The sequence below is a fragment of the Sphingomonas sp. BK235 genome (assembly GCF_004345855.1).
In the GTDB taxonomy this organism is placed as follows: domain Bacteria; phylum Pseudomonadota; class Alphaproteobacteria; order Sphingomonadales; family Sphingomonadaceae; genus Sphingomonas.
On sequence record NZ_SLXN01000006.1, the window covers coordinates 288,805 to 300,519 of the forward strand.

At 70.9% G+C, this 11,715-nt stretch carries 10 protein-coding genes; 1 reads left to right on the forward strand and 9 read right to left on the reverse strand.

The features are described 5' to 3' along the window. The first annotated feature begins 11 nt into the window (after positions 1–11). The gene (locus EV292_RS16545) at positions 12–1,091 is read left to right on the forward strand and encodes a fatty acid desaturase (protein WP_132910337.1); all 1,080 of its coding nucleotides are present in this window, start codon (positions 12–14) and stop codon (positions 1,089–1,091) included. A gap of 512 nt (positions 1,092–1,603) precedes the next feature. Here the strand turns inward: EV292_RS16545 and lptG are convergent. The 9 genes from lptG to obgE form a co-directional block, all read right to left on the reverse strand. Beyond that, a complete protein-coding gene (gene lptG / locus EV292_RS16550) occupies positions 1,604–2,659 on the reverse strand; it encodes an LPS export ABC transporter permease LptG (protein WP_165927159.1) in 1,056 nt (351 codons plus the stop codon). 35 nt (positions 2,660–2,694) lie between these two features. Continuing rightward, on the reverse strand, positions 2,695–3,873 hold the full coding sequence (lptF, locus tag EV292_RS16555; protein ID WP_132910398.1) for an LPS export ABC transporter permease LptF: 1,179 nt from the start codon (positions 3,871–3,873) through the stop codon (positions 2,695–2,697). Positions 3,874–4,389: 516 nt separating this feature from the next. Next, on the reverse strand, positions 4,390–6,315 hold the full coding sequence (locus EV292_RS16560) for an ATP-binding protein (protein ID WP_243693821.1): 1,926 nt from the start codon (positions 6,313–6,315) through the stop codon (positions 4,390–4,392). A gap of 36 nt (positions 6,316–6,351) precedes the next feature. Continuing rightward, positions 6,352–7,626, reverse strand: coding sequence for an aminotransferase class I/II-fold pyridoxal phosphate-dependent enzyme (locus tag EV292_RS16565; protein ID WP_132910339.1), 1,275 nt, complete (start codon positions 7,624–7,626; stop codon positions 6,352–6,354). Between the two features lie 5 nt (positions 7,627–7,631). Next, positions 7,632–7,874: an acyl carrier protein gene (locus tag EV292_RS16570; RefSeq protein ID WP_132910340.1), complete on the reverse strand. Its 243-nt coding sequence runs from the start codon at positions 7,872–7,874 to the stop codon at positions 7,632–7,634. 43 nt (positions 7,875–7,917) lie between these two features. Next, positions 7,918–8,823 (reverse strand): NAD(P)-dependent oxidoreductase, encoded by a 906-nt coding sequence (locus tag EV292_RS16575; protein ID WP_132910341.1) that lies wholly within the window; start codon positions 8,821–8,823, stop codon positions 7,918–7,920. Continuing rightward, the gene (gene proB, locus EV292_RS16580; protein WP_132910342.1) at positions 8,820–9,923 is read right to left on the reverse strand and encodes a glutamate 5-kinase; all 1,104 of its coding nucleotides are present in this window, start codon (positions 9,921–9,923) and stop codon (positions 8,820–8,822) included. Before proB ends, EV292_RS16575 begins: the two co-directional genes overlap by 4 nt. 35 nt (positions 9,924–9,958) lie before the next feature. Next, positions 9,959–10,522: a Uma2 family endonuclease gene (locus EV292_RS16585; protein ID WP_132910343.1), complete on the reverse strand. Its 564-nt coding sequence runs from the start codon at positions 10,520–10,522 to the stop codon at positions 9,959–9,961. Between the two features lie 26 nt (positions 10,523–10,548). Then, a complete protein-coding gene (obgE, locus tag EV292_RS16590; RefSeq protein ID WP_132910344.1) occupies positions 10,549–11,601 on the reverse strand; it encodes a GTPase ObgE in 1,053 nt (350 codons plus the stop codon). Positions 11,602–11,715 lie beyond the last annotated feature (114 nt).

Genomic DNA, 11,715 nt, shown 5'->3' on the forward strand with positions numbered 1-11,715 from the left:
TGGACCGAGCCATGAACACGATCACCCTCGACCGCGCGGGCGCCGCGCCTGTTGCGCCGCGGGCGCCGATCGCCGACGACAAGGCGATGCTGCGCGCCGCCGCCGAGCTCACCCGCGATCTGGTGCAGCCGCGCCCGGCGCTCTACTGGGCCGACCTGATCGGCTCGGCGCTCGTCGGCTATGCCGCGCTGGCCCTCGCGGTGACGGTCTCCGCGAGCGGATGGGCCGTGGTGGCGGGGGTCGTCGCGGTGCTGGCGCTGTACCGCGGGATGAGCCTGATCCACGAGCTGACTCACATCAAGCACGCCGCGGTGCCCGGCTTCCGCGCGGCATGGAACGCGTTGATCGGCGTGCCGATGATGATCCCGTCCTTCATGTACGAGGGCGTCCACAATCTGCACCACGCCAAGACGCGCTACGGTACCGCGGAGGATCCCGAATATCTGCCGCTGGCGCTGATGCGGCCGTGGACCTTGCCGGTGTTCATCCTGGTGTCGGCGCTGGCGCCGGTCGGGCTGCTGATCCGCTACGCCGTGCTGGCACCGCTGTCGGCGCTGTCGCCGCGGCTGCGCGAGCAGGTGGTGGCGCGCTATTCGGCGCTGTCGATCAACCCGCAGTTCCGCCGCCGCCCGCCGCAGGGTGAGGAGAAGGCGCGCTGGACGCGCTGGGAGATCGCGACCAGCCTGTGGTCGATCGCGCTGCTCGCGCTGGCCGCGACGGGTGTCGTGTCGCTGCGCGCGTTCGTCATCTTCCTGCTGGTCGGCTCGGGTGTGGCGCTGATCAACCAGGTGCGCACCCTGGTGGCGCATCTGTGGCAGAATGAGGGCGAGCCGATGTCGGTCACCGCCCAATATCTCGACACGGTCAACGTGCCCCCGCCCGCGATGCTGCCGGTGCTCTGGGCGCCGGTGGGGCTGCGCTATCACGCGCTGCACCATCTGCTGCCGGGATTGCCCTATCACGCGCTGGCGGAGGCGCATCGGCGGATCTCCCGCGTGCTGGAGCAGGACTCGTCCTATCACAAGGCGAACTACGCCGGTCTGCCGGGGCTGGTGGGCAAGCTCGCCGCGGCGACGATGCGGCCGCGCTGAGGCCGGCGCGCGGTACCTCCTGTCACCAGCGTCATCCTGAACTTGTTTCAGGATCCACGGGGCCGGACCCAAAAGGGTCATTGTCGCGAGAGCGATTTGCCTCCGTCATCCCGGGCTCGACCCGGGATCCATGGTGCCGCGAGAGCAGCGGGCGTTGCCCTCGCGGAGGAATGGATCCCGGCGCGAGGCCGGGATGACGATGAGGGAAGAGAAAGCGGCTTCCCTCATCGTAACGTATCACCCGAGAATCGCAGCGGCAGATCAGACGGCCGAAGATGCTAACGGCCTTTTGGGTCCGGACCCACGGTCCCGCAAACGCCGCAGCCGGCGGGTAAGCGGCACGGTGGATCCTGAAACGAGTTCAGGATGACGCCAGTGGGGGGCAGCGGGACGTGAGCACCTCGCCCTTCTTCCCTCGTGTTCCTGCGGACGCAGGAACCCAGAGCCACGGGCGTCTCGTCTGCGGCACCAGGCTCCTGCGCGCGCAGGAGCATCGGTGCGCGATCGGGGCGCTACTCCTCCGTGCGCAGCAGCACCGCCTCGCCGATCAGCAGGAAGAGCAGGAACGGCGCCCAGGCGGCGAGGAAGGGCGGGTAGGCGCCGAGATTGCCCATCGCCAGCGCGAACTTGTCGGCCATGAAATAGGCGAACCCCAGCGCCATGCCGACCACCGCGCGGACGAACAGCGCCCCCGAGCGGGCGATACCGAACGCCGCCACCGCGCCCAGCAGCGGCATCAGCACCGACGAAAGCGGCCCCGACAATTTGTGCCACAGCACGCCCTCGAGCGACTTGGTCGGCCGCCCCGCCTCTTCCAGGTCGCTGATCGCCGCGCGCAGGCCGGCGAAGGACAAGGCGTCGCCGTCGACATTGGCCAGCGTGAATTGATCGGGCGTGACCCCGCGCGCTACCACCACCGTGCCGAGCGGCACCAGCCGCCCCGAGGCGACGTCGAACCGCTTCGCCGGCCACACCTTCCAGCCGTCGCCCTGTCGCAGGCCGTTGGGCGCGGTCACCAGCCCGCGCAGGCCGCCGTCGGGATTGCGCTCATAGACCGTCACCCCGCCCAGCCGCGCCGCCTCGCCGCGCCCGCTGATCCGGTCCGCCGAGATCAGGTTGTTGTCGGCGCGCACCCAGACGTTCGACCGGTCGCCGCGGTCGAGCGGCATCGCGCCGTAATTCACCCGTTGCCACGCGCTCAGCTCGGCCGTGGCGCGACTGACGATGCGATCGTTGAACGCGAAGGTCAGCAGCGCGATGCCGACGCTGGCGATCACCAGCGGCGCGAGCACCTGATGCGCCGACAGGCCCGACGCCTTGAGCGCCACCACCTCGCTGTTGGCGTTCATCGTGATGAGCGTCAGCACCGTGCCCAGCAGCACCGAGAAGGGCAGGAAGGTGGAGATGATCTGCGGCGCGCGCAGCGAGACGTAGCGCCACACCTCGGCGTCGCCGTTGCCCGCGGTGGCGAGGATGCGCCCGCTCTCGCTCAGCAGGTCGAGCGTCTGGAGCACCAGCACCAGCCCGAACAGGATACCGAAGGTGCGCGTCAGGAACAGCCGCGCCATGTAGATCGCGACGGTGCGCGAGGGGAAGAAGGCGGTCACGCGCGCGCCTCCTTGCGCCGGCGTCCGGGCAGATAGCGCGCCACCATCGCCCAGGCCTTGCCGAAGAAGCGCTCCAGCGCGCCGATCGGCTGGCCGCCGGGGACATAGGCCAGGGTATAATACATCCACAGGATCAGCGCGCCGAACAGCAGGAACGGCGCCCATAGCGCGATCAGCGGATCGACCGTGCCGCGCTCGCCGAGTGCGGCGGCATATTGGTTGATCTTGTGATAGGTGACCACCATCACGATCGACAGGAACACGCCCAGCGCCGAGTTGGAGCGCTTGGGCGGCACGCCGAGCGACACCGCCAGCAGTGGCAGCAGGAACATCATCGCCACCTCGACGACGCGGAAGTGGAACTCGGCGCGGCTGCCGTCGCGCTGCGCCGCGCTGGCGTTGGCGGCGTGGCCGAGCTTGGCGAGCTGGGGCAGCGTATATTCGAGGTTCTTGCCGCCGCGCGTGCGGAAGCTCTCGAAACGCGGCAGGTTGATCGGCAGGTCGTGCGCGGTGAAGGTCAGCGTCCGCGGCGTCGGGAAGTCGGGCCGGTTGTGGATCAGCGTCCCGTCGGTGAGGCGGAAGATGATGACGTTGGGATCGTCGGTGGCGAGGAACTGGCCGGTCTCGGCGGTGACGCCGACCCAGTCGTTGCGCGGCGTCAGCGCGTGGACGAAGATGCCGGACAGCTGGCGCCCGCTCTCGCGGCTGCGCTCGATCCGCAGCGTCATGCGATCGCCCAGATGCGTGAACTCGCCCACCTTGATCGAGGCGCCGAGCGCGCCGGTGCGCAGCTCGAAGCGCAGCTTCTCGTAATTGTAGCGCGCCAGCGGCTGGACATAGCCGACGATGGCGATGTTGAGCGCGGCCAGCACGATCGCGTACATATACGGCACGCGCAGCAGCCGCGAGTAGCTCATGCCGACGCCGCGCATCACGTCGAGCTCGCTCGACGTCGCGATGCGGCGGAAGGCGAGCAGCACGCCCAGCATCAGTCCGATCGGGATGCCGAGGCCGAGATATTCGGGCAGCAGGTTGGCGAGCATCTTCCACACCACGCTGACCGGGCCGCCCTGCGTGATGACGAAATCGAACAGGCGGCCGATCCGGTCGAGGATCAGCAGCATCGAGGCGATCAGCAGCGTGGCGAACAGCGGCAGCGCGATCAGCCGGGCCATGTAGCGGTCGATCGAGGTGAACAAGGTGCGGCGCTGCCCCGTGGCATCGGGCGGTGAACGCCCTGGTGAGGTTGCGGCTATACGGACCCGCGGCGCGCGCGTCAGCAGCGAAAAGCGTGGCGCTGCACGCGAATGTGGGGCGGGGAGGGGCTCAGCGCCTCCCCTGTAAGGGCAGGGCTATCGCATATGATGGTGTGACGCACCGGGCTCATCACATCCTGCCGTCATCCCGGGCTTGACCCGGGATCCATGGTGCCGCGTACGCATCAGCCCTTGTTCTCGCGGCACCATGGATCCCGGATCAAGCCCGGGATGACAGGACGGCAATCGGCGAGCGGAAGCTGTAAGAATTGCCCATATGCGATTGCCCCGCCTGTAAGGGGAGGGGACCGCGCCCGGAGGGCGTGGTGGCGGGGTATCGCCGCCGGTGATGGTCGCCGCCCCCTACCGGCGGCGACACCCCTCCGTCCGCGCTGCGTGCTGCCACCTCCCTGTCGAGGGGAGGATCTTGCCACCTCACGCCGCCGCGCGCGTCTCCCCCGGCGCGACCGCGGCCTGTGCCACCGCGCGCTCCAGCCCCGCGAGGGTGAAGGGCTTGCGCAGCACCGGGCGGCCGCCGAGATCGATCGCCTCGTCGGCGCCGCCCGCGAAGCCGGTGACGAACAGCACGGGCACGCGCGCGTGGGTCGCGGCCAGCGCGGCGACCATCTCGGGACCTGTCAGCGTCGGCATCAGCACGTCCGAGAGGATCAGGTCGACCCGCTCCATCCCGGCGAGCATCGCCGCGGCGCGGGTCGGGTCGTCGCAGGCGTGCGGGTGATGGCCGAGCTCGACCAGCGCGTCCATCGTCGCGGGCAGGACGCGCGGGTCATCCTCGACCACCAGGATGTGCAATCCGTCCGGCCGCACCGCCTCGACCGCTTCGGCGGCAGGGGCCGTGGCCGTGGCCGGCACCGCGGCGGCCGGTGCCGCGGGCGCGCGCTCGCGCGGCAGCAGCAGCGTCACCGTCGTTCCCACGCCCACGACCGAGTCGATCGCGGCGTCGCCGCCGATCTGGCGCGCGAAGGAGAAGACCTGGCTCAGCCCCAGCCCGGTCCCCTTGCCGACCGGCTTGGTGGTGAAGAACGGTTCGAACGCGCGCTCGACCAGCTCGGGCGGCATGCCGCAGCCGGTGTCGCTGACCGACAGCGCGACAAACTCGTCCCCCGCCACGGTGCGCCGTGCCGCCCGCACCGTGAGCGCGCCGCGTCCCTCCATCGCGTCGCGCGCGTTCACCGCCAGATTGACCAAGGAATTCTCGAGCTGGACCCGGTCGGCGCGCGTACACCAGCCGTCGCTCTCGTCGTCGAAGCGCACCGACACGCCTTCGCCCAGCGTGCGTCCGATCAGGTCGGCGAGCCCGTCGAACAAGGTAGCGGTCGCGATCGTCTCGGGGTTGATCGCGGTCTCGCGCGCGAAGGCGAGCAGCTGCGCGGTCAGCGCTGCGGCGCGCTGCGCACCGTCGTGCGCGCTGGCGAGGTGCCGCGCGGCGGTGGCCGGATCGAGCGCCACCGCGCGCTGCGCCAGCTCGATCCCGCCCAGCACCACCGCGAGCATGTTATTGAAGTCGTGCGCGATGCCGCCGGTGAGCTGGCCCACTGCCTCCATCTTCTGGATCTGGCGGAGCCGCGCCTCCTGCGCGCGCAATTCCTCGGTGGCCTGCGCCACCGCGCTGGTGAGCTCCTCGGCCCGGTCGCGCTGCGCGTCGGCCTCGGCGCGCGCGACAGTATGTTCGCCCAGCGCGGAGACCACCGCCCAGCCGAGCCAGATCACCCCGACGACCAGCAGCAGCCCGAACGCCGCCAGCACCTTGGCGATGATGCTCGACCGTTTCACCGACGCCTGGGCGTGGCTGGTGCGGGCCTCGAGCAGCTTGCGCTCCTGCGTCACCAGCGCGTCGAGCCCGTCGTTGATCCGCAGCAGCGAGCCGGAGGTGCTGCTGTGATAGAAGCGCGCCAGCGCCTGGCTGTTCTTGCGGTAATTGGTGTTGAGCGCGGTCAGCGCCAGCTCGTCGCCGCGCTCGCGAAAGGCGTCGCGGATCTCGGCGAGGTGGCGCGACTGGACGTCATTGTCGTGCGTCAGCTTCTCGAGCCGGTCGATCGTCTCGTCGGCGCGGCGCCAGTCCTCGTAATAGAGCCGGCCGAGCTGCTGGTCGCCCGAGATGACGTAGCGGCCGAGCGAGGCCTCGGAGCGCGCGATCGTCCCCTGCAGCGTCCGCACCAGGATCATCACGTCATAGCTGTGCCGCTGCGCCGCCAGCGCATCGTCGCGCTGGTGGTTGGCCTCGCGCAGCGTGAGCAGCAGCGCGCCGAGCACCGCGACCCCGAGCAAGCCCATCATCCACAAGGCGATGGTGCCCCAGGTGGAGGTCGGCCCCCCGCGCTCGGCGTCGTCGTACGTCACGCCGCGCGTTTACCTTACCGAAGGTTAACGAAAAAGCTAACGCGCGGGGATCGCGCCGACTTGCTGACCCGCCGTGGCGAACATGGTGACCACGCGGTCGATCTGTTCGGCGCTGTGCTCGGCGCAGATCGAGCAGCGCAGCAGGAACGTCCCCGTCGGCGTCGCGGGCGGGCGCGCGACGTTGACGTACAGCCCGGCCTCGAGCAGCCCCTGCCACATCGCCACCGCCTGCTCCTGGTCCTCCAGGATCACCGCGACGATCGCGGAGTCGGGCGCGTCGGTGCCGAGCCGGAAGCCCAGCGCCTTCAGCCCGCCGTGCAGCCGCCGCGCATTGTCCCACAGCCGCGCGCGCTTCTCGTGCGCGTGCATCAGCTTGCGCACCGAGGTGGCGGCGGTGGCGACCACTGACGGCGGCAGCGAGGCGGTGAAGATATAGGGGCGGCAGGACAGGCGCAGCGCCTCGAACTTGGGATGGTTCGAGATGCAGAAGCCGCCGACGGTTCCGACCGACTTGGAGAAGGTGCCGATCACGAAATCGACGTCGTCGCCGAGCGTGAGGCCCAGTTCCTCGTAGACGCCGCGGCCGTGCTCGCCGAAGAAGCCCATCGAGTGCGCCTCGTCGACCAGCACCATGCAGCCGTGCTTGCGCGCCACCGCGACCATCTCGCGCAGCGGCGCGATGTCGCCCAGCATCGAGTAGACGCCCTCGAGCACCACCAGCTTGCCCGGCTCCTTGGGCAGGCGGCCGAGCCGCTTGTCGAGATCCTCGACCGAATTGTGGCGAAAGCGCACGATCTCGGCGTCGCCCATCTTGCAGCCGTCGTAGATCGAGGCGTGGCTGTCGGCGTCGAGGATGACATATTCGCCGCGCCCCGCGATCGTCGAGATCACGCCGAGGTTGGCCTGATAGCCCGTGGAGAAGACCATCGCGTGCGCGGCGCCGTAGAACTCGCGCAGCGCGTCCTCGGCGTCGACATGGTCGCGGAAGGTGCCGTTGAGCATGCGGCTGCCGTTGGTGCCGCTGCCGAACTGCTCCAGCGCGCGCTTGCCCGCCGCGATCACGTCGGGGTCGAAGGTCATCCCCATGTAATTGTAGGTGCCGAGCAGGATCGTCTCCTGACCGCGGATCACCGCGGTGGTGGGCGAGCGCACCTCCTCCATGACGATGCCGAACGGGTCGCGCACGCCCGAGGCCATCAGTCTGTCGCGCTCGGCGATCAGCGGGTCGAACTTGGCGAACAGGTCGCGCGCGGTGGGCGCGGGCGCGACGGTCTCGGGCAGCGCCTCGGGCTGGAGGCCGGTCTCGGTCATCGCGGTCAGCCCCGCAGCTTCTCGACCGCGTCGGCGAGCTGCCCCACGGTCTCGATCTCGGCCTGCATGTTCATCGTGATGATGATGTCGAACTCGTCCTCGATCGCGGCGACGAAGTCCATCACGGTGAGCGAGTCCCACTCCAGGTCGCCCTGGAAGGTGGTCGCCTCGGTGATCTCGATGCCCTTCTTGTTGAAGGGTTCGATCTGCGCGCGGAGCGTGTCGAGGATCGTGCTGCGGTCGGTCATAAGCTCGGCTGTGGCCTTGAAATGCGGCGGATGTCGGGCCGCGCTATAGCAGGCCCTGGGCGCGATACCATCGCGCCGTGGCGGCCAGCCCCGCCGCCGCGCCGATCCGCGCGCGCCACAGCTCGGGCGGGGGCGCCTTGGCGGGATCGGCGGTCCAGTCGGGGTGGACCATATAAGCGACACGGTCGGCGGTGAGCTTGGCGTTGGCGCCGCGGAACAGCGCGTCACCGCGCGCGGCGAGGCGGAGCAAGGCGGCGGGCAGCGGCAGCGGCAGCGCGCGGCGGCCCACCGCGGCGGCGATCGCGCGGGCGAAGTCGGTGTAGCGCAGCGCGCCGTCGGAACTGGCGGGCTCGTAGAGGGCGTGCGCGCCCGCACCCGGTCGCCCGGCGAGGGTGAGCAGCAGCCGCGCGAGGTCGTCGACGTGGATGATCGAGAGCCGGCCGTTGGGGGGCAAGGGCACGACACCGCGCCGCGCCGCGCGGAACAGGTCGCGCTGCTCCATGTCGCCGGGGCCGTAGACGCCGGGCGGACGGACGATCGTCCAGTCGAGCCCGCTTTCGTGCACGACCGCCTCGGCACCGGCCTTCGACCAACCGTAATTGGAGAGCGTCGGCTCGCGCGCGGCGAGCGAGGAGACGTGGACGAAGCGGGCGACTCCCCACACCTTGGCCGCCTCGACCACGGCGCGCGTACCCTCGATGTTGGCGGCGGCGAAAGCGGGGCGGTCGGGCGCGTTCACCGCGCCGGCGACGTGGATCACCGCGTCCGCGGTCGACGCCAGCGCCGAGAGCGCCGCCGAATCGTCGAGCGCGCCGCTCACCCAGGTCACGCCCTCGCGCCCCGGCTGCGCCCGCCGCGCCAGTGCGCGCACTTCGTGTCCCGCGGCGAGTGCCTGCTCCAGCAGCGCACCGCCGACGAAGCCGGTCGCCCCGGTCAGCGCCAGGATCACAGCAGCGCCATATGGTTGCGGTGGACCAGCGCGGCGCGCGGGGCATAGCCGAGGATCGCCGCCTGCTCGTCGCTGCGGCGCCCGAGCAGCCGCACCGCCTCGCCTGCGTCATATTCGGCGAGACCGCGCGCGATCGTCCCCGTCGGCCCCTCGATGGTGACGAGATCGCCGCGCGCGAACTCTCCCTCCACCCGCGTTACGCCGGCGGCGAGCAGGCTGCGGCCCTCGGTCAGCGCGCGCGCCGCGCCGGCGTCGACGTGGAGCGCGCCGCGTGCGGTCAGCCCGCCGGCGAGCCACGCCTTGCGCGCGGGCGCGGCGCGCTCGGCGACGAAGAGCGTGTGCCGCGCCGCGGCCGACAGCGGCGCCTCGGCGCGCCCCGAGGCGATCGCGAGCGCCGCGCCCGCGGCATTGGCGATCCGCGCCGCCGCGATCTTGGAGACCATGCCGCCCGAGCCCATGCCCGAGGCCGAGCCGCGGTCGGCCATCGCCTCGATCGCGGCGTCGATGCGCTCGACGCGTTCGATGTGCCGAGCGCCGGGCAGCGCGGGGTTGCGGTCGTACAGGCCGTCGACGTCGGAGAGCAGCACCACGCCCTGCGCCGCCGCGGCCTGCGCCACGCGCGCGGCGAGCCGGTCGTTGTCGCCGAAGCGGATCTCCTCGGTGGCGACCGAATCGTTCTCGTTGATCACGGGCACGACGCCGAGCTGGAGCAGCCGGTTGAGCGTCGCCGCGGCGTTGAGGTAGCGGCGCCGCTCCTCCAGGTCGCCGAGCGTGACGAGCATCTGCGCCGCGGTGAGCCCGCGCGCGCCGAGCACCTCGGCCCACACGCCGGCGAGCGCGATCTGCCCGGTCGCGGCGGCGGCCTGCGCGTCCTCCAGGCTGGCACGCCCGCCCTTGGCGAGCCCGAGCCGGCGCGCGCCGAGCGCGATCGCGCCCGAGGAGACCACCGCGACCTGCTGCCCGGCGGCGACTCGCTCGGCGATGGCGGCGGCGATCGTCTCGAGCCAGGCGCGGCGCACCCCGCCGGCGTCGTCGACGAGCAGCGCCGAGCCGATCTTAACGATCAGGCGCGGGCAGGCGGCGGGCGGGAACAGCGACATGGCGCGGCGAGCGGTAGCGCGCGCGTGCGCCGGGCTCAATCGCGCGCGAAAATCTCGGCGTGGGGAAGGGTGAGGCCCAGCGCGGGCAGGGCGAGGTCGATGGGGGCATCGTGCGCGACGTCGCTCCACGCGCGCGGCCCGGTGCGTTGGAGCACGCGCAGGCGCTCGGCCGCGATGTCGACGAACACGATCGTGTCGACGCTGGGCAGCGCCTTATACTCCTCCAGCTTGACGTTGAGATCGGTGCGCGCCGTGCTGCCGGAGAGCACCTCGAACAGGACGCGCGGGTCGGTGAAGGCCTTGGCAGCGTCGAACGCCGGATCGTTCTTGCCGCAGAAGACAGCGACGTCCGGGAAGCGGACCGACAGATCGTGGGTCCGCGTCGCCATGTCCGCGTTGTAGGGGGAGCAGCCGCTGCCACGCAGTCGCGAGCCGAGCGCCAGGAAGATGTTCCCGCTTACCCGGGCATGGCGCGCCGAACCGCCGGCCATCATGCGCACGACGCCGTTGTCCAGCTCCGCCTTGTCTTCCCCGAAGTCCATCTCGAGGAAGCGGTCGGCGGTCAGCAGCGGGTAGTCGGGCGTGATCTGCGTGGCCATGACTCCCTTATAGGCGTCGCCTCAATCTACCCCCGCAGCGGCGACCATTCCAGCGCTTCCTCCTCGCCGTCGTCATCGACCGGCGACTCGCTCGTCGGGATCGCCTCGAGCAACTTGTCGAGCGCCCAGTCGACGCCGACGCCGCTCGCGCCCGAGAGCGGGATCACCTCGGCGCCGCTCGCTTCCTCCAGCTCCGCCGAGAGCGCCGCGATCAGCTCGTCGTCGAGCGTGTCGATCTTGTTGAGCGCGACCACCACGGGCTTGTCCTCGAGCCCGCCGCCATAGGCCGCCAGCTCGTCGCGGACGATGCGATAGCTCTCCGCGACGTCCTCGTCGTTGGCGTCGATGAGGTGGAGCAGCACGCGGCAGCGCTCGATATGGCCGAGGAAGCGGTCGCCGATGCCCGCGCCCTCGGCAGCGCCCTCGATCAGCCCGGGGATGTCGGCGACGACGAACTCGCGCATCTTGTGACGCACCACGCCGAGCTGCGGGCGGGTCGTGGTGAAGGCATAGGCGCCCACCTTGGCCTGGGCGTTGGTGACCTGGTTGATGAAGGTCGACTTGCCCGCGTTGGGCAAGCCCACCAGCCCCGCGTCGGCGAGCAGCTTGAGCCGCAGCCACACCCACGCCTCCTCGCTGGGCCAGCCGGTGCCGTGCTGGTGCGGCGCGCGGTTGGTCGAGGTCTTGTAGCTGGCGTTGCCGCGCCCACCGTCGCCGCCGCGCAGGAACACGATCCGCTCGCCCACCTTGGTGAGATCGGCCAGCAGCGTGCGCTCCTCGTCGTCGGCGAGGATCTGCGTGCCGACCGGCACCTTGATGACGAGGTCCTTGCCGCCGCCGCCGGTGCGGTTGCTGCCCGAGCCGCCGGTGCCGCGCGGGGCGCGGAAATGCTGGGTGTAGCGGAAGTCGATCAGCGTGTTCAGCCCGGCCACCGCCTCGAAGACGATGTCGCCGCCCTTGCCGCCGTCGCCGCCGTCGGGGCCGCCATATTCAATGAACTTCTCGCGCCGGAAGCTGACCGCGCCGGGGCCGCCCGCGCCCGAGCGCACGAAGATCTTTGCCTGATCGAGGAAATGCATGGCGCGCTCCGTACCGTGTCGCGGCGGTGAAAGCGATAACCCGCGTCGCGGGCCAAAGAGAAGGGGCGGCCCGTTGCCGAGCCGCCCCCAGGTCGATCCATCGCTGGACGACGA

Bases quoted from the DNA above. Each gene is read 5' to 3' on its own strand.
- obgE (WP_132910344.1), bottom strand. From the start codon at position 11,601: ATGCATTTCCTCGATCAGGCAAAGATCTTCGTGCGCTCGGGCGCGGGC.
- lptG (WP_165927159.1), bottom strand. From the start codon at position 2,659: ATGGCGCGGCTGTTCCTGACGCGCACCTTCGGTATCCTGTTCGGGCTG.
- EV292_RS16570 (WP_132910340.1), bottom strand. From the start codon at position 7,874: ATGACCGACCGCAGCACGATCCTCGACACGCTCCGCGCGCAGATCGAA.
- EV292_RS16545 (WP_132910337.1), top strand. From the start codon at position 12: ATGAACACGATCACCCTCGACCGCGCGGGCGCCGCGCCTGTTGCGCCG.
- EV292_RS16565 (WP_132910339.1), bottom strand. From the start codon at position 7,626: ATGACCGAGACCGGCCTCCAGCCCGAGGCGCTGCCCGAGACCGTCGCG.
- EV292_RS16585 (WP_132910343.1), bottom strand. From the start codon at position 10,522: ATGGCCACGCAGATCACGCCCGACTACCCGCTGCTGACCGCCGACCGC.
- lptF (WP_132910398.1), bottom strand. From the start codon at position 3,873: ATGGCCCGGCTGATCGCGCTGCCGCTGTTCGCCACGCTGCTGATCGCC.
- proB (WP_132910342.1), bottom strand. From the start codon at position 9,923: ATGTCGCTGTTCCCGCCCGCCGCCTGCCCGCGCCTGATCGTTAAGATC.